General features: G+C 47.9%; 24 protein-coding genes. 6 read left to right on the forward strand and 18 right to left on the reverse strand.

Annotated features, from left to right (window positions below; genetic code table 11):
- Positions 1-114: 114 nt before the first annotated feature.
- From glpC to glpA, 3 genes are read right to left on the reverse strand one after another with little or no spacing between them, the layout of a single operon-like run.
- Complete coding sequence (glpC, locus tag GVI43_RS11670; RefSeq protein ID WP_159567037.1) at positions 115-1,314, reverse strand: anaerobic glycerol-3-phosphate dehydrogenase subunit GlpC; 1,200 nt, start codon at positions 1,312-1,314, stop codon at positions 115-117.
- Positions 1,311-2,582, reverse strand: a complete 1,272-nt coding sequence (gene glpB / locus GVI43_RS11675; protein ID WP_159567070.1) for a glycerol-3-phosphate dehydrogenase subunit GlpB — start codon at positions 2,580-2,582, stop codon at positions 1,311-1,313. The genes glpC and glpB overlap by 4 nt, the downstream gene beginning before the upstream one ends.
- The gene (gene glpA, locus GVI43_RS11680) at positions 2,572-4,215 is read right to left on the reverse strand and encodes an anaerobic glycerol-3-phosphate dehydrogenase subunit A (protein ID WP_159567038.1); all 1,644 of its coding nucleotides are present in this window, start codon (positions 4,213-4,215) and stop codon (positions 2,572-2,574) included. Before glpA ends, glpB begins: the two co-directional genes overlap by 11 nt.
- 375 nt (positions 4,216-4,590) lie before the next feature.
- On the opposite strand from glpA, the gene glpT reads away from it, so the two are divergent.
- On the forward strand, positions 4,591-5,952 hold the full coding sequence (glpT, locus tag GVI43_RS11685) for a glycerol-3-phosphate transporter (protein ID WP_159567039.1): 1,362 nt from the start codon (positions 4,591-4,593) through the stop codon (positions 5,950-5,952).
- A 229-nt stretch (positions 5,953-6,181) separates the two neighbouring features.
- Positions 6,182-7,279 carry a glycerophosphodiester phosphodiesterase gene (glpQ, locus tag GVI43_RS11690; protein WP_159567040.1) on the forward strand — a complete coding sequence of 366 codons (1,098 nt, stop codon included), beginning with the start codon at positions 6,182-6,184 and terminating at the stop codon, positions 7,277-7,279.
- Positions 7,280-7,359: 80 nt separating this feature from the next.
- Here glpQ and yigL read toward each other — a convergent pair whose 3' ends face one another.
- Entirely contained in the window at positions 7,360-8,157 is a 798-nt protein-coding gene (gene yigL, locus GVI43_RS11695; protein ID WP_159567041.1) for a sugar/pyridoxal phosphate phosphatase YigL, read from the reverse strand.
- A 56-nt stretch (positions 8,158-8,213) separates the two neighbouring features.
- A complete protein-coding gene (pldB, locus tag GVI43_RS11700) occupies positions 8,214-9,215 on the reverse strand; it encodes a lysophospholipase L2 (RefSeq protein ID WP_159567042.1) in 1,002 nt (333 codons plus the stop codon).
- A 255-nt stretch (positions 9,216-9,470) separates the two neighbouring features.
- On the opposite strand from pldB, the gene GVI43_RS11705 reads away from it, so the two are divergent.
- The 3 genes from GVI43_RS11705 (at position 9,471) to asd (ending at position 12,399) form a co-directional block, all read left to right on the forward strand.
- Entirely contained in the window at positions 9,471-10,364 is an 894-nt protein-coding gene (locus tag GVI43_RS11705) for a glycerophosphodiester phosphodiesterase family protein (RefSeq protein ID WP_159567043.1), read from the forward strand.
- A gap of 126 nt (positions 10,365-10,490) precedes the next feature.
- Positions 10,491-11,117, forward strand: a complete 627-nt coding sequence (gene rhtB, locus GVI43_RS11710; RefSeq protein ID WP_159567044.1) for a homoserine/homoserine lactone efflux protein — start codon at positions 10,491-10,493, stop codon at positions 11,115-11,117.
- A gap of 172 nt (positions 11,118-11,289) precedes the next feature.
- On the forward strand, positions 11,290-12,399 hold the full coding sequence (gene asd / locus GVI43_RS11715) for an aspartate-semialdehyde dehydrogenase (RefSeq protein ID WP_159567045.1): 1,110 nt from the start codon (positions 11,290-11,292) through the stop codon (positions 12,397-12,399).
- Positions 12,400-12,553: 154 nt separating this feature from the next.
- Here the strand turns inward: asd and GVI43_RS11720 are convergent, their stop codons facing one another.
- The 5 genes from GVI43_RS11720 to pepE all read right to left on the reverse strand — a co-directional run bounded on the left by GVI43_RS11720 (position 12,554) and on the right by pepE (position 17,067).
- Positions 12,554-13,048 carry a hypothetical protein gene (locus GVI43_RS11720; RefSeq protein ID WP_159567046.1) on the reverse strand — a complete coding sequence of 165 codons (495 nt, stop codon included), beginning with the start codon at positions 13,046-13,048 and terminating at the stop codon, positions 12,554-12,556.
- 44 nt (positions 13,049-13,092) lie between these two features.
- Positions 13,093-13,881: a tyrosine-protein phosphatase gene (locus GVI43_RS11725; RefSeq protein ID WP_159567047.1), complete on the reverse strand. Its 789-nt coding sequence runs from the start codon at positions 13,879-13,881 to the stop codon at positions 13,093-13,095.
- A 144-nt stretch (positions 13,882-14,025) separates the two neighbouring features.
- Positions 14,026-14,727 (reverse strand): NAD(P)H-flavin reductase, encoded by a 702-nt coding sequence (gene fre, locus GVI43_RS11730; RefSeq protein WP_159567048.1) that lies wholly within the window; start codon positions 14,725-14,727, stop codon positions 14,026-14,028.
- A 53-nt stretch (positions 14,728-14,780) separates the two neighbouring features.
- Positions 14,781-16,268 carry a 4-hydroxy-3-polyprenylbenzoate decarboxylase gene (gene ubiD / locus GVI43_RS11735; RefSeq protein WP_159567049.1) on the reverse strand — a complete coding sequence of 496 codons (1,488 nt, stop codon included), beginning with the start codon at positions 16,266-16,268 and terminating at the stop codon, positions 14,781-14,783.
- A 73-nt stretch (positions 16,269-16,341) separates the two neighbouring features.
- Positions 16,342-17,067, reverse strand: a complete 726-nt coding sequence (gene pepE / locus GVI43_RS11740) for a dipeptidase PepE (protein ID WP_159567050.1) — start codon at positions 17,065-17,067, stop codon at positions 16,342-16,344.
- A gap of 284 nt (positions 17,068-17,351) precedes the next feature.
- On the opposite strand from pepE, the gene rfaH reads away from it, so the two are divergent.
- Positions 17,352-17,849 carry a transcription/translation regulatory transformer protein RfaH gene (gene rfaH / locus GVI43_RS11745; RefSeq protein WP_159567051.1) on the forward strand — a complete coding sequence of 166 codons (498 nt, stop codon included), beginning with the start codon at positions 17,352-17,354 and terminating at the stop codon, positions 17,847-17,849.
- A gap of 81 nt (positions 17,850-17,930) precedes the next feature.
- Here rfaH and hemB read toward each other — a convergent pair whose 3' ends face one another.
- From hemB to ubiE, 8 genes are all read right to left on the reverse strand, one after another.
- Positions 17,931-18,953: a porphobilinogen synthase gene (gene hemB / locus GVI43_RS11750; protein WP_159567052.1), complete on the reverse strand. Its 1,023-nt coding sequence runs from the start codon at positions 18,951-18,953 to the stop codon at positions 17,931-17,933.
- Positions 18,954-19,075: 122 nt separating this feature from the next.
- Positions 19,076-19,858 carry a 3'-5' ssDNA/RNA exonuclease TatD gene (gene tatD, locus GVI43_RS11755; protein WP_159567053.1) on the reverse strand — a complete coding sequence of 261 codons (783 nt, stop codon included), beginning with the start codon at positions 19,856-19,858 and terminating at the stop codon, positions 19,076-19,078.
- A gap of 111 nt (positions 19,859-19,969) precedes the next feature.
- Complete coding sequence (gene tatC, locus GVI43_RS11760) at positions 19,970-20,755, reverse strand: Sec-independent protein translocase subunit TatC (RefSeq protein WP_159567054.1); 786 nt, start codon at positions 20,753-20,755, stop codon at positions 19,970-19,972.
- Positions 20,756-20,758: 3 nt separating this feature from the next.
- On the reverse strand, positions 20,759-21,259 hold the full coding sequence (gene tatB, locus GVI43_RS11765; protein ID WP_159567055.1) for a Sec-independent protein translocase protein TatB: 501 nt from the start codon (positions 21,257-21,259) through the stop codon (positions 20,759-20,761).
- Between the two features lie 3 nt (positions 21,260-21,262).
- Complete coding sequence (tatA, locus tag GVI43_RS11770; RefSeq protein WP_159567056.1) at positions 21,263-21,541, reverse strand: twin-arginine translocase TatA/TatE family subunit; 279 nt, start codon at positions 21,539-21,541, stop codon at positions 21,263-21,265.
- 80 nt (positions 21,542-21,621) lie between these two features.
- Positions 21,622-23,253 carry a ubiquinone biosynthesis regulatory protein kinase UbiB gene (gene ubiB, locus GVI43_RS11775; RefSeq protein WP_159567057.1) on the reverse strand — a complete coding sequence of 544 codons (1,632 nt, stop codon included), beginning with the start codon at positions 23,251-23,253 and terminating at the stop codon, positions 21,622-21,624.
- Entirely contained in the window at positions 23,250-23,858 is a 609-nt protein-coding gene (gene ubiJ / locus GVI43_RS11780; RefSeq protein ID WP_159567058.1) for a ubiquinone biosynthesis protein UbiJ, read from the reverse strand. Before ubiJ ends, ubiB begins: the two co-directional genes overlap by 4 nt.
- 12 nt (positions 23,859-23,870) lie before the next feature.
- Positions 23,871-24,626 carry a bifunctional demethylmenaquinone methyltransferase/2-methoxy-6-polyprenyl-1,4-benzoquinol methylase UbiE gene (gene ubiE / locus GVI43_RS11785; RefSeq protein ID WP_159567059.1) on the reverse strand — a complete coding sequence of 252 codons (756 nt, stop codon included), beginning with the start codon at positions 24,624-24,626 and terminating at the stop codon, positions 23,871-23,873.
- Between the last annotated feature and the right edge of the window lie 64 nt (positions 24,627-24,690).

Raw genomic sequence — 24,690 nt, forward strand, 5'->3', positions numbered from 1 at the left:
GACCGCTGACCAAGCAGTTTAATTGGATTGCAGCGTAAATTTCGCCCGCATCGGTTACATCGGAATATGACCATTTTCTGGCGGTCGAGGGGCGATACTTTTAAGCTTAAACCGCTATGCCAGCGCCTTCGCCAGTAAGCTTATCGGATGCTCACAGCGTTTAGTCGTAGACATTTCAATCTGCCATTTACAGGTTTCACAGTCAGTTACCACGAAATCAACGCCGCTTTCTTCAATTTGGCGAAACAGTGAAGCACCGATACCCTGTGACGTTTCATAGTTTTCTTTCTTAAAACCATAGGTACCGGCAATACCACAGCACTGAGACTCCAGCACCACCAGCTCAACGCCGGGAATACGCTCGAGCAACGCCAGCGTGTATGCCGTCCAGCCCATTTTCTCCATATGACAAGGCGTGTGATAGGCAATGCGCATTGGAGTACTTTTTAACTTAAGCTCACGCCCTTCGGACAATAAACGATAGAGATAGCGGGTTGCCAATTCAACCTTATCGCGCACCGGGGTGGTATCGATGCCCAACAGGTGCGGATACTCATCTCTCAGCGTAAACGTACAGGTTGAAGAGGTCGCCACCACGGGAATACCTTTACCGATAACCGCATCCGCTAAAGAGTCGGCATTGACGCTGGCCTGCTTCTTAGCCTGCTCAATAAAACCGTTGGCGATCAAAGGTACGCCGCAGCATTTCTCTTTTTTTAACAGCTGAACGCCAATTCCCATCGCATTAAATACGCTGACTAAGTCTTTTCCTAACTGAGGATCGTTATAGTTAACAAAGCAGCCGTGGAAGAAAGCGATCTGCTCATCGAATTTCTGCTGCCGTTCTACCTGCTTGCGATACCAGCCGCGGAAAGTGCCGTGGGAATACTTTGGTAGCTGACGACGATGATCAATCTTTAACGCGCTGTCCAATAACCGTTTCACCGGCTTTAAGCCAACGGTTGCGTTAACCAGAGGGGCAAACGGGGTAGAAAGCGTTCCCATCAGGTCGGTATTACTCAAAATCGCATCGCGCAGCTTAAACTTAGGCTTGTTGTAGTTGATCCGCGCGCGCTGAATAATATCGCCAATCTTCACGTCCGACGGGCAGGCAACTTCACAGCGCTTGCAATTAGTACAATACTTTAGCGCCTCATCAAACAGGGCCGGATCCTTTAAACGTAAACGCTCACCGTCAGGGCCGGCCTGTTTTGGGCCCGGATAGTTAGGATTCACTTTAGCTACCGGACAATAAGTGGTGCATACCGTACACTTGATGCAGTTTTCAAAACTGTTATCGGCTATCAGGCTCATGCTGTTACCTCCGACGTTGCCAGAATCTGTTCGGCCACATATTGAGCACTCACCAGTGACACACCGGCACCGCAGCCTTGTTGCAACGGATCATAACCGCCTAATACTGCACCGATAGCAAAAAGGTTTGTCACCGGTTTGCCGTCAATCATTCCGTGCAGTTGATTATCCGTTTTCACCCCAAAGCGCAGATAAGGCTGGGCAGAGAACATGTTGTCTTTCGTCCAGTCAGCGCGTTGAGATTCAGTAATCATATCTAAGCCAAATACCGGCTCGTAGGTACGGTCAAAATCGGCCACCAAGCCATTGCTGAAAAAGCTACCGCTGGCCAGCACCACGTGTTCCGCCGTAACGGGAATATCGGTATGGTTACGGGTATAAAGCTTTTTCACTTTGTCGCCGTCAAGGTCGGCACGCAGTACCGCATCGCCCGGCATAAACTGCCCGCCAAGCTGCTGAAAACGACGACGCAGTGACTGATGCATCCGAATTCCCAACAATGAAGGCGGCAGCGTCGGCACTAACATAATTGGTTTGCCAACGCGGCGGCGCAATAGTGCCACAGCGTCAGGATTATCAAGACCCACGCAGGCCGGTAAAATCACGGCTTCCACATCCTGAGCTAAACGGGCCAGCTCTTCAGCCAACAGTTCGGTATTTTCAACTAAATCCAACACCCGTGAAATATTGGTCGCGCGGAATTCACTCGGATTATTTCTCAGGCGATCTAGAGCAGGAACGTGCAGATAGTCAGTCATCACCTCAATGCCTTTATCGGCTAACGATCCGGCGGCTAACTGAGGCTGGAAATCCAGAAATCCTTCAATGCCGATAATAGCAATACGCTTCCACGGTAACGGTTTATCAATTGCTGAAGTAGGAACTTCCGTCGGGCTTAACCACGTTGCACGCAGCGTTCCCAGCGGCGTCATTCGCATATGATTCTCAGACACGTTACCGGTGAAACTCAGGCCGCAGTTAATGAGTAATCTCTCGGCCTGCTCAGCCATTTGGCTAACGCAGTCAGCACCCAACAAAGCGTAAGGATGTTGCGGAGACTGTCTGGCTAAGTCATCCAGTACGTTCAAAGGATGCTTCACTACAGAGCCATCAGGCAGGTAGCTTAAGAAATCCAGTGAGCCGGAAGAAAAGTGCAGCGCGCTTTGTCCGGCGCTGATAATCGCGCAGCGTTTACCCCGTTCAGCCAGACGAATTCCGCAGGTTAGCCCTGCCAGACCACCGCCAATAATCGCGATATCAAATTTCATCATTTTTCTCCTCTCCGCAGGATACCTCTAAGCCGCAAAGGCCTTGATACACCCAACTGGTAAATTCACTTTCTCTCAGGGCATCGCCCCAGGCAATCGGCCTGACGCCTTTCCAGCGTTCATTGAGGAAAGTAGAAAGCTGAACCAAAGATTGCTTTGGAGTTGAGATTTTAAAACGATTTAACAAACCGGCTGCTCGACAGGCGCAAAGTTCACCCTGACAGGTTCCCATACCGACGCGAGTACGGCGGCGCAAATCGATAAGATTATTCACCGTTAATGATTCCACCGCGTAACGAACTTCACCAGCGGTCACTGCCTCACATTCACAAACCAGACTATTATCTAAACGGCCATTGCCCACCATTTGGGTGGCCCGGTCACCGTGGCGATAAACGGCAGAACCGCGAATAGTGGACGGCAACGAAACAACTTTACGCAGGGTCTCTTCGGCAGACTGCCGTGACCCCGGTAGCGCTTCTTCTGCGGTAGTACATTTACCGCTGTGGCCTAGCTTTTCACACACTTTATCCGTCGCCCATTCAGCCATTAAACGGTAGGTCATGAGCTTACCGCCGGTAATGGTCACGAAGCCTTCAAGGCCATCGCGTACCGCATGGTCCAGCAGCACAATACCGCGGCTAACGTTACGCCCGGACGGATCGTCATCGCTGGCAACCAACGGTCGAACGCCTGCGTAAGCGCGTAGAATACGCGTTTTCGCTAATCGAGGAGATAGCTTGGCGCCTTCGCGGATTAAAACGTCCACCTCTTGTGGCGTAACCACCATATTGTCGATCTGGTCATAAGGAATGCGGGTTGAAGTGGTACCAATCAGAGAAATCGTATCGCCGGGTACTAAAATATCGGCATCGGCCGGCTTGCGGCAACGGTTGATCACCATATTGTTAATGCGGTGCCCCATAATTAGCAGCGCACCTTTCGCCGGGAACATTCGCACGCGGAGATCGGCATATTCAGCAATATTCTGCCCCCAAATACCGCCAGCATTCACCACGATCGATGCATAGAGTTCACGAGTTTCCTTTTGGTAATGGTCGTAGACTTTTACGCCGGTAACCCGGTCGTTATGGCTCAATAGCCCAATCACTTCATGATACGTCAACACCTGAGCACCGTGCTCGCGGGCATCCAGCATATTAGCCGCGGTTAAACGAAATGGATCCACGGTACCATCCGGCACTCTTACTGCCCCCAACATATCAGGATTGGCTGAGGGTTCGAGGCGCAGAGCCTCTTTAGGATCTAATGCATGAGCATGAATACCCGCGTCCTGACAGGCTTGAATAAACTTCGCCTGAAAAGAGATATCGTCTTCCGGCAACGTCAGGAACAGGCCATCAGTCGGCTCAACGCAGTGCCGTGCGATGCGTTTTAGAATTTTGTTTTCTTCGATACATTCGCGGGCAGATTCAGCATCGGTTACGGCATAGCGCGCACCGCTGTGTAATAATCCGTGGTTACGGCCGGTAGCTCCGGTTGCAATATCAAAGCGTTCAAGCAGAACGGTACGTAGTCCACGACGAGCGCAGTCGCGGGCCACGCCAGCACCGGTCGCCCCGCCGCCAATAATGATGACATCCGTTTCAGCTGAGGGAAAACTGTTCATCATAAAGGGTTCCCGCCTTTTTCTGTCAAATTCATAACCTGATTCATATATCTATTAAGACATATTTTCCAACCATTTTGTTTGATAATGAGCAAGTTCGAGCAATATATATATTAAACGCTCAATAAAGAACATTCATGCGACGTCGGTCACACGCCAAATGTAGATTAACATCAGTTAAAGTTAAAATAATGCTACATTTTCCGCCATATTAAGCGTCGGGATCCTATAATTGGCGTCAGGTCACATATCATCCACCGACAATAAGCTAACATTGTGAGCGATAAAGAAAATAATATGAGCACGTTGAAGGTTATTCACCTTCATTATTATACCTATACGAAGATTTCGAGATGAATCACAGCCAGTGGAGGCTCCATGTTAAGTTTATTTAAACCCGCGCAGCATACTGCGCGTCTCCCCCAGGATCAGGTTGATCCCACCTACCGTAAGCTTCGGTGGCAGATCTTTATGGGGATATTCTTCGGTTATGCCGCCTACTATCTAGTACGTAAAAACTTTGCTCTGGCAATGCCCTATCTGGTTGAACAAGGCTTCTCCAAGGGTGACCTAGGCTTTGCGCTATCGGGTATTTCGATTGCCTATGGCTTCTCAAAGTTCATTATGGGTTCGGTATCTGACCGTTCAAACCCAAGAGTATTCCTGCCAGCTGGCCTGATACTTGCCTCGTTAGTAATGCTATTTATGGGATTTGTTCCATGGGCAACGTCCAGCATCGCAGTAATGTTCGTATTACTGTTCGTTTGTGGTTGGTTCCAGGGTATGGGCTGGCCTCCGTGCGGACGTACTATGGTTCACTGGTGGTCACAGAAAGAGCGCGGCGGTATCGTCTCGGTATGGAACTGTGCTCATAACGTAGGTGGAGGTCTTCCTCCATTACTATTCCTGCTGGGTATGGCGTGGTTTCAGGACTGGAAAGCGGCATTCTATATGCCTGCACTGGCGGCAATCGTCATCGCGATGATCGCTTTTGCTCTGATGCGCGATACGCCACAGTCATGTGGTTTACCGTCTATCGAAGAGTACAAAAATGACTATCCGCCGGATTACACCGAAGAAGCTGAAGAAGAACTGACTGCAAAACAGATCTTCATGCAGTACGTTCTGCCTAACAAACTACTGTGGTATATCGCGATCGCTAACGTATTCGTCTACCTATTACGTTACGGTATTCTGGACTGGTCACCAACTTACCTGAAAGAGGTGAAACACTTCTCGCTGGATAAATCCTCTTACGCCTACTTCCTGTACGAGTATGCGGGTATCCCGGGAACCCTGCTTTGCGGTTGGATGTCGGATAAAGTATTCAAAGGCAACCGTGGCGCAACCGGCGTGTTCTTTATGATTCTCGTGACTATCGCAACCGTCGTTTACTGGCTAAATCCTGTCGGTAACCCTGGCATCGATATGGCCTGTATGATCGTCATTGGCTTCCTGATATATGGCCCGGTTATGCTGATTGGTCTGCACGCACTTGAACTGGCACCGAAGAAAGCAGCCGGTACCGCCGCAGGCTTTACCGGCCTGTTCGGTTACTTAGGCGGTTCCGTTGCCGCCAGTGCCATAGTTGGTTATACCGTTGACTACTTCGGATGGGACGGTGGATTTATGGTGATGATCGGCGGCAGCTGCTTAGCGGTAGTTCTGCTTATTATGACCATGCTTAGCGAAAACAAACATAAAGCTGCGCTTCTTGCAGCTCAGAACAAAGGTCTTTAATAGCATCCCGCTAATAGAGATTGAGCAAAAGTAATTCGAAAAAATACTCATGGAAGTCACAGAAATGTCACTTTCCATGAGTATTATCACCGGCAGTTATTCAACTGATATTAAAGAATTATAACCAAATGCACTGTAGCCTGTTATGCCATATAGCAGAGCCATCAGGTGTACATCGCTACAATAGAAATCTTACCGACAACACTACACAATATGGAGAATATTACTTATGAGGACAGGCCTTAAGACCTTACTGACGGGAATGATCCTGAGTATGTCCGTTGTTTCAGCCGTTGAAGCGAAGGCTAAAACGGACAAAACGGATAAGATTGTTATTGCCCACCGCGGCGCCAGCGGTTACCTGCCAGAACACTCTCTGCCTTCTAAAGCCATGGCTTACCAGCAAGGGGCTGACTATCTTGAACAAGATCTGGTTATGACTAAAGACGACAAGCTAGTGGTTTTACACGACCACTATCTTGACCGGGTCACCGACGTGGCCGAGCGTTTCCCTGATCGCGCCCGTAAAGACGGACGTTACTACGCGATAGACTTTACGTTGGCTGAAATCAAATCGTTAAAGTTTACCGAGGGCTTTGACATTAAAGACGGCAAAAAAATACAGTCTTACCCGGGCCGCTTCCCAATGGGTAAATCTGATTTTCGTATTCATTCCTTTGAAGAAGAGATCGAGTTTGTACAGGGTCTGAACCACTCAACAGGTAAAAACATCGGTATTTATCCGGAAATTAAAGCGCCGTGGTTCCATCGCAGCGAAGGGAAGGACATTTCAGTTAAAGTACTTGAAGTACTCAAGCAATACGGTTACACCAAAAAAGACGATAAAGTCTATCTTCAGTGCTTTGACTTCAATGAACTTAAGCGTATTAAAACCGAGTTAATGCCAAAAGCAGGCCTAGACCTGAAGTTAGTACAGCTGATCGCCTACACCGACTGGGAAGAGACTTTTGAACCTAATGCAGAAGGTAAACTGGTTAACTACAGCTATGACTGGATGTTCAAGCCCGGCGGCATGGCTGAAATCGCCAAATATGCCGATGGTATTGGCCCTCAGTACCCAATGCTGATTGATGAAAAAGCCTCTAAACCTGGCCATGTAAAAATCACGTCAATGGTGAAAGATGCGCACGACAACGGCATGGTTGTTCATCCATATACCCTACGCGCTGACGGGCTACCTAAATATGCAACCAGCATGGATCAACTGATGGGCGTTATGTTCAAGCAGGAAAAAGTTGACGGTATTTTCTCTGACTTCCCGGACTTGGTAGTGAAGTTCTTAGAAAAAGAAGGTATGCACAAATAAGAATGGGTTGTTAATGGATTAGAACGACGGGGCATCGCTACTGTCGCGATGCCCCGATTCTCATCAAAAACCGTGGTGAGCTACAAATACATCTTACGTAAGTAGTGCATGACCGCATCATCAACGTTGCTGCCGATAACTTCCAGTTCAGGAAGCGTATCTTTCAGCCGCTGGTGGGCGTTTTGCATAATGCAGCCTTTACCGGCCATCTTCAGCATTTCAACGTCATTCATACCGTCACCGAAGGTAATGCAGTCTTTCAGGCCATAGCCCAAAATCTTGGCGACGTCGTCCAGTGCATGGCCTTTAGACACACCGCCGCCCATCACTTCAAGGCAGTAAGCGAGAGAAAAACTCACGTTGACTCTGTCACCCCAGCGGGCCTTAATCACCGTTTCCAAAGCCAGCAGTTCATCATGATCCCGGCAGGTAAAGAACACCTTACAAACGCCGTCCGTTGCTAAGGTATCGGGTTCAAATAACCGATAGCTGAAATCAGACTCTTTATGGAAATTCTTCAGGTCTTCACTTTCACGATTAGTAAACCAATCATCATTACGATAAACGTGGGTTTCTATTTTCGGATTCCGATCGACAATATGGTACAGATCGTAAGCAAGCTCAGGAGCCAGATTATGGCTAAAAATCAGTTCACCCTGCGCGTTGTGCACTCTGGCACCGTTTGAAGTAATCATAAAGGAGTCGATACCCAAACCGTCACGGATCTGCCCAACGTCGATATGGTGACGACCGGTAGCAAAAATAAAGTTAACGCCACTTTTAGATATTAACTTTAACGTGTCTTTAGCAAACGGAGAAAAGGTATGGTCTGTTTGTAACAGCGTGCCATCCAGATCGGATGCAACTATATGGTACATATTTAATTACTGCCTCTATCTAAAAGTGAATATCAATATACTAACCAACCGAAGAGTTAATATCGGGCAAAAAAGCCTAATATCGCCGTCAAAGCCTCTGTGCGCATTTCGTCTCGTTCAAACAAAATTTCATGGCGGGCGCCTTTAATTACCTTTGGCCCACCGCCGTCACAAGGGTGGCCCGCATCGGCCAGCGCCTGACAAAATGCAAGATGGGAGCCATTATCTACTAAACGTTCCTGACCCGCCTGCAATAAAAGTAAAGGCGTCGTAATCTGGGGCGCTAATGCAATGGCATTCTCACCAGCAATCATTGATTCTCTCACCCAATGGTAAGTTGGCCCTCCAAGCCGTAGCTCTGGCTGGTCGACATAGTGGCGGGAAAATAGTCGATATCGAGCTTTACTGTGGGTTAATACGTTAACCGTATAGGGTAGAGGAAGCCAACGGCCGGTACCAACCGCATAATATTCCCGTAATCCTTGCCAGCGTTCCGTAATATTAGTAATTTTCTTCGCCAGCCAGACCGGCATAGGCAGTGCGATTCCCAACATAGGGGAACACAGCACGGCGGCCAGCACTGAGTGAGGGTGTCGGGCTAAAAATAGCGTTGCGATAGCTCCCCCCATAGAGTGAGCCAGCAAAAAGGCTTTCTGATATTTTTCAGCCGCAAAGATATTCATCCAGAAACGTTCAAAATCATCGACATAATCGTCGAATCGCTCAACGTGCCCACGATGGGTATCGGCCAACAGACGACCAGAAAAACCCTGACCACGATGCTCAAGGATCCAGACATCATAGCCACAGCGGAAAAGATCGTAGGCTAACTCCTGATATTTCAGATAGCCTTCGGTTCTCCCTGTTACCACCACAATGGCGCGGTGGTGGACAGAAGACGTAAAGCGGACATATTTAATCGGCACACCGTCAACGCCGTTAAAACTCAGCTCCTGACGCTGCTGCCAGAAATCAAATAAAGGCCCGGAAGTGAAGGAAGAGAAATGCTTTTCGCGGTTTAGCCAGTCTTTTTTAAACGATAAGAAATCAGCCGTCATTAGCTCACACATCCTATGTCGATACCTGTTTATCACTCATCGTGAAAAAATTATCAACCAAAGATTCATAAATATTTAATTCACCCTGTAACGATCCAGCTAAAGTCATAACTGCATTACTGTCATACCAATGACATCGTACTGTACCTATACAAAACCTAAACCAAATGTATTAATAGGTACTCGCCATTACGTTCAAAGTAAATAATAACGTAATATAATCAATAACAACCAAACCAACAGGAACCATGCACGATGAAAGAATTACTTGCTGTCGTTTTAATATGTTGTTCGTTTGTTGCCGTAGCCAAGCCTCAGATTATTGCCCATCGGGCTGGTACCGAGGACGCACCGGAAAATACGCTGCTCGCCATTGATAAGTCTCTGGAAAACGGCGTTGATGCCGTTTGGATAACCCTGCAGCTGACTAAAGATGGTATTCCGGTACTTTATCGGCCCTCTAAGCTAGAAGAGCTGACTAATAGTAAAGGTGCGGTTTCTGCTTATACGCTGTCGGAATTATCAAATACCGATGCAGGGTGGAGTTTCGGCGGCGATAGCCATCCGTACCGAGGTAAGGATATCCGTATACCTACGCTCAAAGAGGTGCTAACCCGCTATCCATCGACCTTTTTCTATCTTGATATTAAATCACCAGATGCCGATCCTAGCCGTTTTGCGCAGGCATTAGCGGAAGTATTAAAGGACAAAGAGAACCTGAACCGCGTACGAGTGTACTCAACCGACGCTAAATATCTGGCAGCCTTGCCTGAGAGCATCCCCCGTTTTGAAAGCCGCGATGACACCCGTACGCGCTTGGCAAATATCTCTCTCAGCCATTCCTGTGACGTTCCGACCAAAGATAAACAGGCCCGCTGGTATGGTCTGGAACTTAAACGGCAGGTTGAAGTTGTTGAAACCTTCACGCTGGGCGAGGGCCGTTCCAAAGCAACGCTAACATGGGACAAAGAGGCGATGGACTGTTTCCGTTCTTCCGGAAACGTCCACATTATCTTATTCGGCATTAATAACCAGCAAGACTATCAGACCGCGGTCAAACTGGGAGCCGATGGCGTAATGGTTAACTCTCCGCAAAAATTCGCCGCTATATCCGGGAAGAAAAAGCCAAAAGTAGTAACGGCAAAATAACCGCTGACGGGCAGGCTGGTAAGCTATCAGCCTGTTCGCATCTTATACTCGAGTGACTTTGTTCTGTACATCAAAAATAGCCGATGCTATTTTCATCGATAACAGCAGGGACCTCGGTGATTTATTATGACTATTGAATGGTGGCTGACCTATCTAGTAACCACTATTATCCTCAGCCTGTCGCCCGGTTCCGGAGCAATCAACACCATGAGCACCGGTATCAGCTACGGATTTCGCGGTGCACTACCTTCTATTGCCGGATTACAGGTCGGACTATTGATACATATTGTGTTGGTTGGCATCGGGCTAGGAACCTTGTTAACTCAATCAATGTTAGCTTTCGACATTTTAAAATGGCTGGGTGCTGGCTACTTAATCTGGTTGGGAATTCAGCAGTGGCGAACCGCTGGCGCTCTGGATCTAAAAGCGGTGTCGAAAGCCTTACCCGGCAGCGGCCTATTTAAACGGGCAATCTTGGTTAATCTGACCAATCCTAAAAGCATTGTTTTTTTAGCGGCACTGTTTCCTCAGTTCATTATTCCTCATCAGCCTCAGGGAATTCAGTATCTGATCCTTGGCGCGACCAGCATCGTTGTCGATATTATCGTTATGATTGGCTATGCCACGCTGGCAACCCACGTCGCTAAATGGATCAAAGAGCCGCACCAAATGAGGCTACTTAACCGTATTTTTGGCTCACTGTTTATTCTGGTCGGCACCTTGTTATTGTTTGCCCGCCGGGCGAATACATAAGCGATTATAAGTTTTACTGCTTAATAATTTTGATATATCGAATAAATTCACTTGCACCCTTCACCACATTTTGTAATGTGGTGGGAGTTGAGCTCACCATAAGCTACGTTCAGCAAAAGCAATAAAGCGAATACACACACATTTATTACCTCCAAGGTTAGGATTGTTTAATATGAAAAACGTCGGTTTTGTTGGCTGGCGCGGTATGGTTGGTTCCGTTCTGATGCAACGAATGATTGAAGAACGTGACTTCGACGCTATACGCCCGGTTTTCTTTTCTACTTCACAAACTGGTCAGGCGGCTCCAGCATTTGCCGGTCAGAACGGTACGCTACAGGATGCCAACGATATCGATGCGCTACGCGCGCTGGATATCATCATTACCTGTCAGGGTGGCGACTATACCAGTGAGATTTATCCGAAACTGCGCGCCACCGGCTGGAACGGTTACTGGATCGACGCTGCCTCAACGCTGCGCATGAAAGACGATGCCATTATTATTCTGGATCCGGTCAACCACGGCGTAATCCATCAGGGTCTGAACCAAGGGGTCAAAACCTTTGTCGGCGGTAACTGTACCGTTAGCCTGATGCTCATGGCTCTCGGCGGCCTGTTTGCCAACAACCTGATTGATTGGGCATCCGTAGCCACCTATCAGGCAGCCTCCGGCGGCGGCGCTCGTCATATGCGCGAACTATTAACCCAAATGGGCATGCTGCACGCCAACGTAGCCAAAGAGCTTCAGGACCCTGCATCGGCCATTTTAGACATCGAGCGCAAAGTGACAGAGCAAATGCGCAGCGGCGTATTACCTGTCGATAACTTTGGCGTGCCGCTGGCCGGTAGCCTGATCCCATGGATCGATAAGCAGCTAGAGAATGGCCAAAGCCGCGAAGAGTGGAAAGGCCAGGCTGAAACCAACAAGATTCTCAACACCTCAAGCCCGATCCCTGTTGACGGCCTATGCGTCCGCGTTGGTGCCCTGCGCTGCCACAGTCAGGCATTTACCCTAAAGCTGAAAAAAGATGTGCCGCTGGCCGATATTCACAGCATGCTGGCTGAAAACAACCAATGGGTGAAAGTAGTGCCGAACGACCGTGAAATTTCAATGCGAGAGCTCACTCCTGCTGCGGTTACCGGCACGCTGTCTACCCCGGTAGGCCGTTTGCGTAAGCTCAATATGGGGCCAGAATACCTGTCGGCGTTCACCGTTGGCGATCAGTTACTCTGGGGTGCGGCAGAACCACTGCGCCGTATGTTGCGGATTTTACTGCAGGCTTAATCGCTGTCTGATTATCACCAATTCCTCTCTTTTATCACCCCGGTGGAAACCGGGGTCCAGTCGTTAAGCCAAGTGCTAATGTGTTAGCTAAAATCTGGGTCCCGGCTTTCGCCGGGATGACGACACGATACGAAGATCTGAAGGGAATTGAATACTATTTGCTCGCGGTACCTTCTTGCGGGTCGTTCAAGAGACGGTATTCTTTGCCATCGTACTGCCACTCACGATTGTGTATTCCGAAAGCATTCTCATAGCCGACGATCAGATTGGGTAACCCATTGTGTTTTTCAGGCAGTACATCGATTTGGTAGGCGCTATCAGATAATACGCTACTCGCCATTTTTCCATGCTGCCATACTATCCAAACTGGACCGAAATAGGCGGCCCAACCGCATGCGGCTTTGGTCGTTACGACATAACCCTGTACATCAGCACTCAGATTGACAGGCTTACCGATAAGTTCGCATTCCGAATAATCCTGTTTGAAAAATTGATCGTGCTTCACGGTTGTATCCACCAGCTCGGGAAGGGGAGAAAAATCTTCATCGCCAAGGCTGACCGTCGCGACTATGTCTTGAGCAAATGCCGTTGAACACAGTAGCGGAACTGCCAATATCAGAGGAACCAATCCTTTCATCACTTTTTTCATAGACTATCCTTATCTTTTTTAAATATTGCGGCGTCTGCTGGTAATCAGGATTCCAAGTATTTATCCTGTATTTTAGCCCGCTTCTCTGCGGTTAAGCCAAATTCTTGTTCCAGCCAATTGTCAGTATTGCCATAACGCCTGTCGATAGCCTTGAGCGCCGTGCCAATAAAAGCCTCTTTGGCAGACATGACGTAGCTCAGGCTATCAATACCGTGTTGCTCATTCAGGTGAATCGCCAGATGGGCCATCATTTCATCACGAAATGATGCCAGCGTAGTTTCGGTCAGCATATAGTCTTCGATAACCGTATCGCGGTCAGCACCCAGCGTTAACAGAACCAAAGCCGAGCCGATACCGGTTCTGTCTTTACCTACGGCACAGTGCTGAACTAACGCACCGGATTCAGGCTGTTGTATCACCTGAGTTAGATGGCGATATGCACGATTATCAAAAGGTAACTGGTTGTATAAACGGGACATAAAGTCGACCGCGTCAAACTTGGCTAACGACTCATCGCTCAGCTTGGCGAAGTTAGCATTCACATCATCGGTTAACGGATTGGCCGGCACATTGTCATATTGAACGCCCTGCCAGATAACGTCCGGTTTAAGCTTCACTTCGTCACTATCACGATAGTCAATAATGTGGGTTAACGGCATCTGGCTCAGGTACTGGCAATCATCCACGGTCAGACGGTCGAGAGAACCGGCTCTTAGCAACAGGCCCGGCTTCACTTTTCGGCCATCAAGAGCGGTACGTCCACCCTGATCGCGAAAGTTGATACCGCCCTGAAGAGGTAAAAGAGAAGCGTGCAATAAATGAGTAGTGGCCATCGGTCCCTCTTCTATTTAGCAAATAAAAGCTATATTGAACCATCGATTCTATAGCGGAATAACAAAATCAGCGTACTGACGAACCTGAGAATATCGCCCTCGGCCGCTGGGAAAAATAGCTATTCCGCTACCGCAGGATAGGCGTTAAATAAACGAGAAGGCATCACCGAACATTCTGGATTCGTCAGCATTACGCTCGCGACAGAAGCATTCTCTGGCAATTTTCACCATTTCAAAACGACCAGCGATATAAATATCATAGTCTGCTAGTGAGCCAAAATCAGACATAACGGCGGTCAAAACGGTACCGGTACGGCCACGCCATCCGTCTTCGGGTTGTTCAACAACCGAAACGATATTCAGGTTTGGATACTGTACCGATAAAGATTCCAGACGGGTTAAATCGTACAGATGGGTCTCTTCGCGCCCGCCCCAGTAAAGCGAAATCGGCCGCTCTGGCTGCTGTTCTAATACGGTCATCAAAATAGAATTTACGTAAGAGAACCCCGTTCCCCCCGCAATCAGCAAAATTGGCCGGTCAGAATCCTGACGTAACCAGGCATCACCGTGAGGGATATCGACAGAAATAGTTTCTTCTTTTAAAAGGCGATCCATCACGGCCATAGCGTATAAATTCAGCTCAGAAGCGCCAATATGCAATTCAATAAAGCTGCTTTCCGCCGGCGTTGAGGCCATCGAGAACGGGCGTTTGTCGCGCTCATCCATCACAACCATCAGATACTGACCGGCCTGAAACGAAAATGGCATATCCGGCGTTAAACGCACGCGAAACACCGTGTCAGTGATAGATTCGACCGACGTTATTTTACAGTTCAATATTGCCATGTACTTCCTCTGCCGGGTCAACGAATAAAAACAACAATATAATCATATCAGGGTTAGCTTGACGTTTTTCCATCGCTAAAAATACCTAGCTCATCCCAAATAGCATCAATACGTGAGACAACTTCAGGGTCCATTTCTATCGGACGCCCCCACTCACGCTGGGTTTCTCCCGGCCATTTATTCGTGGCATCCATCCCCATTTTTGAGCCCAAGCCTGAAACCGGGGAAGCAAAGTCCAGATAATCAATTGGCGTATTTTCCATCAAAACCGTATCCCTTGCCGGATCCATTCTGGTGGTAATCGCCCATATCACATCATTCCAGTCCCGTGCATTAATGTCATCATCACAAACAATCACAAACTTGGTATACATGAACTGCCGCAAGAATGACCAAACGCCCATCATGACCCGTTTAGCATGGCCCGGGTACTGCTTTTTCATGGTAACAACCGCCATCCGATAGGAACATCCTTCCGGCGGCAGGTAAAAATCAACAATCTCAGGAAACTGCTTTTGTAAAATCGGCACAAAAACTTCATTTAGTGCAACACCCATCACCGCAGGCTCATCGGGTGGCCGGCCGGTATAGGTGGAGTGATAAATAGCATCCGAACGGCGGGTAATATGGGTGATAGTAAAAACGGGAAAGCTATCAACTTCGTTATAATAACCGGTATGATCGCCGTAGGGCCCTTCCGGTGCCATCTCGCCCTGTTCAATATACCCTTCAAGCACAATCTCCGCGCTGGCCGGCACTTCCAGATCGTTTGAAATACACTTAACGACTTCCGTTTTATAGCCGCGTAACAGCCCGGCAAAGGCATATTCAGATAAGGTATCGGGAACCGGCGTAACCGCAGCCAAAATCATGGCCGGATCGGCACCCAACGCAACGGCAACCGGAAAACGTTTACCCGGATTTTCCTTGCACCACTCCTGAAAATCTAGCGCGCCGCCCCGATGGGATAACCAGCGCATAATGACTTTGTTTTTACTTAATACCTGCTGACGATAAATTCCCAGATTTTGGCGCTCTTTATGCGGGCCTTTAGTCACGGTTAACCCCCATGATATCAGGGGCGCTGCATCTTCCGGCCAACAGTGCATAATGGGTAACTTACCGAGATCAACATCGTCACCCTGCCAGATTTCCTCCTGACAAGGGGCCGAAGCCAAGCGCTTAGTAGGCATATTCAGCACTTGCTTAAACTGGGGCAGCTTGTCCAATAAATCACGGAATCCTTTCGGAGGATCCGGTTCTTTTAAAAACGCCAACAGCTTACCGACTTCGCGCAGCGCGCTAACGTCCTCTTGCCCCATACCCAAAGCAACCCGCTTTGGCGTACCGAACAGATTACACAGAACGGGCGTCTGATAACCTTTCGGATTTTCAAACAGCAGCGCAGGACCGCCGGATCGCAAAGTGCGGTCGGCAATTACGGTCATCTCTAGATAAGGGTCTATCGGTTGGCTAACGCGCTTCAGTTCACCCTGCTGTTCCAGCAGGTCGAGAAATTCGCGCAGATCTCGGTATTTCATAGCGTCTGTATATGGCCAGTTAAGATGTCATCATAGGGGCGCTCCCCCAACCTGTCGCTTACTGTAACAGCCATTAGCAACAGGTAAAAGGTACCAACGCGCTCAGCGCGGAAGTATCCATGTGTTCCGTCGTCTCCTGACCATGGCGGAAAATCTTAAAACCCTGATCTTTAGCGCTAAAATAGCGTAACTTAGAGCCGGAAACGTGCAACAGGCTGGCCTCACGCAATGCCACCACGGATTCTGTCGGGTTAACGGCGCAGAACTCAGCCAAGCGTTCGTCACGGGTTTCCCCCATATGTCCGCTTAAGTGAGCGTCAATGTAGTGCGGGTTAATCTGTACGGGAAAAAGCCCCAGAGAAGGTAGAACAACGCTGCACCGCACCGGCATGTCATTCGTGGTACGAATTGACGGGCAGGCCACATTACATCCGGCGCTCCATCCAATATAAGGTACTTCACGCTCGCGCACTGCGCGTTGAATCGGAACAATTAGGCCCTTTTCATGCAACATCTGATTGAGCATCCAAGTATTACCACCGCTGATAATAATACACTCAGCCCGATCGATAGCTTCAGCCTGATTTTCAAAATGGTGAATACTGGTCACTTTAATGGCTAAACTTTTTTCTAAATCGCTGGCACGATCGTCATAGTTACTACGGATCAGGGCATAAGGAATTAATATGGCTTTAGTTGCTTTACGGCGTTCTAAAACGGATAGGATCTGTTTTTTTGCATAACCCAACAGTTCTGCGTCACCGGATGCCTTACCGTTACTCAACAATATCAGTTCCATATACATCACCTTTATTTAGTTATTTACATACTATTTATATACCAGACCGAAAGCATTAACCGTGATCGTTCACCGTTTCGGCTAAAACAATAGATCAGGTTAGCATAGCTCGATACCCAAAATAATTCGAGTTTCAGGATAAAAGGGCCAGTAGCATTAGTGAGCGCATCGGCAACGTGAAGTATGATGAGCATAATATTCACATTAATCGACCAACCTTGTTTGTCTATTCCCCGACTGTTTTGTTATCCTAACTACGTTTTTCAAATGGGCGCATATAGCTAATGGAATCATGGTATCTACTTTACTGTAAACGCGGGCAGCTCGCACGCGCTCAGGAACATCTTGAACGTCAGGATGTCCCTTGCTTTAGCCCTATGTATCAGATGGAAAAAATCGTCCGGAAGGAAAAAATGCTGGTTGATGAGCCGCTGTTTCCTAACTATCTGTTTATTGAGTTAGACCCGGAGCGCATCCATACCACCACCATCAGCGCCACCCGAGGCGTTAGCCACTTTATTCGCTTTGGTAAACTTCCGGTACAGATCCCGTTTAGCTTAATAAAAAGCCTGATGCTACAGCCAAAACCGTTGCTGCTCGACCCGACGCGACCCAAGTCCGGTGACAAGGTCATTATTACGGAAGGCATTTTTGAGGGTCTTGAAGCGATTTATGCCGAACCCGACGGGGAAACCCGCTCAATACTGTTCTTGAACCTGATTAATCAGAAAGTAGAACACCGGATTGAGAATCATCAGTTTGAAAAACAGCTGGAGTCATAAGCTGTTAATCTATTCTAAATAAACAGGCCGCAATCAAGCGGCCTGTTTTATGTCGATCATTGATACTTATCGGCCATCAGCCTAGCGGCGCATTGATTCTTCATGCAGCCATTGTGCAACACGCTTAGCAAAATAGGTCAGAACACCGTCTGCACCAGCGCGTTTAAAGCACAGCAGTGACTCCATCACCGCTGGCTGCTCCTGCAGCCAGCCATTCTGGAATGCGGCCATATGCATCGCATACTCACCGGACACCTGATAGGCGAAGGTCGGTACGCCGAAGGTATCTTTTACCCGACGTACAACGTCGAGATAAGGCATACCCGGTTTCACCATCACCATATCGGCCCCTTCCTGCAGGTCCTGAGCAACTTCCTGAAGCGCTTCATTACTATTAGCCGGATCCATTTGATAGGTCTTTTTGTTGCCGCCTTTTAGATTGCTACTGGAACCGACCGCATCGCGAAAAGGACCGTAATAGCAAGAAGCATACTTAGCGGAGTAAGCCATAATCTGAGTATTCACCAAATTCTGAATTTCGAACTGCTTACGGATAGCCCCGATACGGCCATCCATCATATCGCTCGGCGCAACAATATCTGCCCCGGCGTCGGCATGACACATAGCCTGACGAATCAAAATTTCTTTAGTAATATCGTTGATTACATAGCCGTCAGCATCAATGATGCCATCCTGACCGTGTACCGTATAAGGGTCCAGAGCTACATCGGTGAGTACACCCAGTTCTGGAACAGCCGCTTTTAACGCACGTATTGCACGCGGGACCAAACCATCCGAATTATAAGACTCTTCAGCGTGCAGGGTTTTCAGATTAGATTCAATAACGGGGAAAAGAGAGATAACCGGCACGCCGAGTTTAGCAAGCTGTTCAGCCTCTTTAACCAGTATATCAACGGTCATGCGCGTAACGCCGGGCATTGAAGGCACGTCCTGACGCTGGTTGGTCCCTTCTGTAATAAATACCGGATAAATCAGATCGTTTACCGTTAGCTGATTTTCAGAGACGAGTCGACGGCTAAAGTCGTGGGCACGAACGCGACGCAGACGACGTTCGGGAAAGGCACTCGGAATAATATAGCTCACAAAAACGCTCCTTAAGAATTCACTTTTTACTAATATCAGACGGGTAATCTGGCCGCTAGCGCCAAAATCACCAACTAAAATCTTGTTCGTTACCAGCCATAATACGCTTCAATACCCGCGACTTAAACCAGCCCGAGTAAACGATAGGCATTCTGCTGAGTTATTTCGCCTAACTGATGTGGATCTTCATTTCTTAACTTAGCGACCTGTTCAAGAATATGAGCCATATAGGCGGGCTCATTACGCCTAGAGGTAGGTTTAGGCGTGAGATCCCGTGGTAATAAGTAAGGCGCATCGGTCTCCAACAAAAGCCGATCGGCCGCAATCAGTGGCACCAGTTCCCGCAGCTCAAGCCCCCGGCGCTCATCGCAAACCCAACCGGTAATCCCAACATACAGCCCTAACGCAAGATAAGCCTCCAGCGCCTGACGATTATCGGTAAAACAGTGGACCACAGCGGCCGGAACCTTTGATAACCAAGGCTTGAGCAATTCAATAAAGCGATGATGGGCGTCGCGACAGTGAAGAAATAGCGGCATATTCAACTCAGCGGCCATTGCTAACTGCGCGCTAAAGGCCTTTTCCTGATCCGCTGGCGTTGAAAAATTACGGTTAAAATCCAGCCCGCATTCACCGACAGCCACGACCTGAGGTAATTTAACCAGCTGATAAATTTGTTGCTCACAATCATCGTTCCAGCTGGAAGCATCGTGGGGGTGAACGCCAGCGGTACTCCAGCAATAATCGGGATACTCGCTTGATAGCTGGCTGGCCGCCACGCTCTCTTTCAGACTAGTGCCGGTAATCAGCATACCATTCACACCGGCCAGTTTGGCTCTGCTAACCACGTCATGCCTGTCCTGAGCAAATTGACGGTTAGTCAAATTCACACCGATATCAAACATATCTAAAAATCCTTCATAAGTTAAAAGCCCGCTGGGCCAAGCATCACCACCGGCCAGAAATACACAAGCCGCCCAAAGGCGGCTTGAAGAATCATAAAATATTAATTCGGGTTATACCGTAGGTTTTTCGTTCTCGTTCTCTTGTTCGTCTTCTTCATTCTGTGCAGCCGCGTTACGGCCTTTTCCTTCATAGAACCGGGAGAAAAAAAGACCAATTTCAAACAGAATGCACATCGGGATAGCCAACAGCGTTTGGGAGAAAACGTCCGGAGGCGTCAACAGCATGCCAACAACAAAAGCACCTACCACAATATACGGACGCTTCTTTTTCAACTCAGCGCTAGTCGTTACACCACTCCAGCACAGCAGGATAATGGCTACCGGGACTTCAAACGCCACGCCAAAGGCAAAGAACAGAGCCATGACGAAATCGAGATAGTTATTAATATCGGTGGATATTAATATTCCTTCCGGTGCCGTTTTAACGAAAAAGCCAAAGGCTAACGGGAACACCACAAAATAAGCAAACGACATACCCAGATAAAACAAAAAGGTACTAGAAAACAGTAACGGCATCATCAGCCGACGTTCATGCTTATAAAGCGCCGGAGCAATGAAAGACCACACCTGATAAAGAATAAAAGGTGCAGAAATAAATACCGAAACAATCATGGTTAACTTAATTGGCGTTAGAAACGGTGATGCAACGTCAGTTGCAATCATGCTTGAGCCTTTCGGTAACTGGCTCATTAACGGTGCAGACACCATGTGGTAAATATCATTTGAAAAATAAACTAGCGCCAGAAATACGACGAGGATACAGATTATCGCCCGCAATAAACGGGACCGTAACTCAATCAAATGACTGATCAGCGGTTGGGTATCTTCTACGGCCATGGATTAAGTTTCACTGTCAGATTTATGAGTAGAGACTGGTGTCGGTTTAGCGGTCACTTCATCAGCGACGGGCGTAGATGTAGATTCAACAAAAGCAGGTTTATGCTCTGTTTCACTCACCTCTGCTGCCATCGTGGTTTCACTGACGGGTGTCGATACGGCGGTTGGAACCAATGGCTGCACAGGTGTTTCAACCACCTTATTCAGATCGCTCTGAATGGTGTTCTTCATACCGCTAGCAATCTCTTTTAGCTCATCCATTGAAGCCTTCAGCTCAGGAGATAAATTCTGTAAGCCCGCACTCTCAGCCTTCTTCAGGCCTTCTTTGAGTTCTTGCAGTTTTAATTCCTGAGTCAGCTCATTTTGAACAGAAGTTGCCAGCGATCGCATTGCCCTGAGCCAGCCCGTTACCGTTTTTACGGCTACCGGTAACCGCTCCGGACCAAGGACGATCAGACCGATTACCAGTACAACGACTATTTCACCAAATCCTATATCGAACACGGCTTACACCTGCTCTTTATTCTGGCTCTTTTGCTCTTCGGTTTTCACCGCGGGCTGCTGCTGTTCTTGAATTGATTTCACATCAAAATCAGCGTCTTGATCTTTTTGTGGTACTTCTTTAGCTGCGGGAGTGGCAGTCGTTTCATCATCACCCATGGCTTTTTTAAAGCCTTTTACAGATGCACCCAAGTCGGAACCGAGTGTACGCAGTTTTTTAGTTCCAAACAGTAATACGACAATCGCTACAATTATCAGTAACTGCCAAATGCTAATTCCAGCCATGTGATGAGCCTCTATAGATAACGGATTAATCCATCTTTGCCGTAGTATACGGCAGTTTCATTAAGCTGCAGTAACTTTCTTTAAGCAGCTTTTATCCAACCAACTACCCAAACTGCAATACCTGCGCCCGCCAAATAAGTTGGCCAGACCGGTATATGATTTGAGAACAAAATGGTAGCACTAACTAACAATGTAGCACCTACCCCAAAAAGGTAACGAGACTGATTCTGTCTCTTACTTTTGACATAAAGCCGGACACTGAGTTTATCAATACTATGCTGTAATTCTTTGTGCTGCCGCAAACTGTTGTAAAACAGTTCAGGCAATTCCGGTAATTTTTCTACCCAGAACGGCGTTTTCTCTTTCAGGGACCGGATCAGTGCAGGAATACCAACCTGATCCCGCATCCACGACTCAAGGAATGGTTTAGCCGTGGTCCACAGGTCGAGCTGAGGATAAAGCTGACGTCCTAAGCCTTCGATATACAATAGTGTTTTTTGCAACAGCACTAGCTGTGGCTGAACTTCCATATTAAACCGGCGGGCAGTATTGAATAGGTTAAGCAATACGTGGCCGAAAGAGATCTCAGACAGCGGTTTTTCAAAAATAGGCTCACATACCGTACGAATAGCAAACTCAAACTCTTCAACGTTGGTATCCGGTGGAACCCAGCCGGAGTCCACGTGTAGTTCAGCCACCTTTCGGTAATCACGGTTAAAAAATGCGATAAAGTTCCCAGCCAGATAGCGTTTATCATCTTTACTCAACGAACCAACAATGCCGCAATCGATACCAATAAATTGGGGGTTATCCGGCGTGGAGTAACTCACAAAAATATTTCCCGGATGCATATCGGCATGGAAAAAACTATCGCGAAACACCTGAGTAAAGAAAACCTGTACGCCACGCTCAGCCAGCAGCTTCATGTTAGTACCGTTGGCTTCTAACGCCGCAATGTCTGAAACCGGAATACCATAAATACGCTCCATGACCAGCACATTTTCGTGGCAATAATCTGAGAATATTTCCGGCACATAGAGCATAGGGCTGCCGTCAAAATTACGACGAAGCTGAATAGTATTTGCCGCTTCGCGCAGCAGATTGAGTTCGTCTAACAGCGTCTTTTCATATTCATATACCACTTCGCGTGGTTTCAGGCGGCGACCATCCGGCAGTAGCTTAGGAACCCACCCTGCTAAGCGATACATCAAACGAATATCGGCTTCAATAATCGGCCGAATATCGGGGCGGATAACTTTGATCACCACTTCTCTGCCGTTACTTTTCAAAACGGCAGTATGTACTTGAGCAATAGACGCAGAAGCTAACGCCTGAACTTCGAAATCATCAAACCACTGCTCAAGATCCCCCCCCATGGAGGCTTCGATTTGTTCACGGGCCAGAGCGCCGTCAAAGGGTGCAACCTGATCTTGTAATAGCGCCAGTTGGTCTGCAATCACTGGTGGAAACAGATCCCGGCGCGTAGACATCATTTGCCCGAACTTAATCCATACCGGGCCCAAAGTCTGCAGTGCCAAACGTAAACGTTCGCCCAACTCTTTTTCCGGATATTGATTCTTCATCCAGAAAAGCGCACGGCAGCCATATCTTAGCGGCCAGGTTAAACGCATTTTAGGAATAAGCTCATCTAAACCATGGGTGAGAAAAACGCGGATAATTGCGTAAAAACGCAAAAACTCAGACGGAGTCATCGGGCTTTCTCCAGCTTGTCTATTCGTTGTGCCAGAGAGTCTACCTGTTGGGAGAGGGCTTGCGCCTCATCGCTAAAATGAACGACTTCTAATCTGCCGGGGGCAAGTCGCCACTCATCAGTCATAGCCAGAGCTAAATACTCCTGCTTTTGGTCTATCCAATGCTTAGTTTTACGACCAACGGACTGAATACCCTGATTAATTGTTTCTGCTGCTACATCACCAATGTAGGGGGATAGCCATTCGGCCGGGTCCCATTCAGCAAGATCGATCAGCGTGACAAATTGCTGCATAACTTGCATATCGCCTTCAACAACGACTTCGCCATCGCGAAGCAACGCTGACAGGCGCTGGCGATCGCGCAGGGAAAACAGAGTGGGTAATCGGGTAATCAGCGTACAATCAGCCGGCTGTTCCCACTGGCTGACAACGTCAAGGTGATTAACGCTAAAAACCAGCGTCAGCGACGTTGATAGCTCTTGCAGGCTAAGCTTCAGGGTTTTACCTGACAACCGATAGCTGGCTGACTGCATACTGCGATCGCGAAAGAGCAATCTATTCAGAGAGGTTTCTATCACTCCAGCAATCAGGGGAACAAACAGCATAGTTATCCTTCGTTAAAACTTAAAACCGCGGTGAAGAGCAACAATTCCCCCGGTTAAATTGAAGTAGTTAACATTATCGAATCCTGACGTTTCCATCATGCTCTTTAGGGTCTCTTGATCCGGATGCATTCGGATAGACTCAGCCAAATAACGATAGCTACCTGCATCACGCGTAATGATTTCACCAATTTTAGGCAAAATATGGAACGAATAAGCATCGTAAGCGCTGTTAAGCAGCTTGATGACCGGTTTAGAAAACTCTAACACCAGTAAACGTCCACCCGGCTTTAACACGCGGAACATCGATCGCAACGCTTTATCTTTATCGGTCACGTTACGTAAACCAAAAGAAATAGTAATGCAGTCAAAATAATTATCAGGAAAAGGTAATGCTTCAGCGTTAGCCTGAACGTAGCTAACGTTTCCAACGATGCCCATATCACGTAGCTTAGAGCGCCCCATTTTCAGCATGGAATCGTTAATATCGGCCAGAACGACTTCGCCCTTCTCACCCACCAAACGTGAAAATTTAGCCGTTAAATCACCCGTACCCCCGGCCAAATCAAGAACCTTCTGACCTTCACGAACGGCGCTACAATCAATGGTAAAACGCTTCCAGATTCTATGAATACCAAACGACATTAAGTCGTTCATCAAATCGTATTTTGATGCCACAGAATGGAACACGTCTGCAACCATAGCCACTTTTTCATCTTTATCTACAGTGCGGAAACCAAAGTCCGTTGTTTCCTGCGAGTCCTTCATCATTTTTCTGCCTGACTTGTTACAATATGAATTGATTTAGTTTATCAGAAATAGGCGATAACCCACC

It is taken from the genome of Budvicia diplopodorum (genome assembly GCF_009800925.1).
Taxonomy (GTDB): domain Bacteria; phylum Pseudomonadota; class Gammaproteobacteria; order Enterobacterales; family Enterobacteriaceae; genus Budvicia; species Budvicia diplopodorum.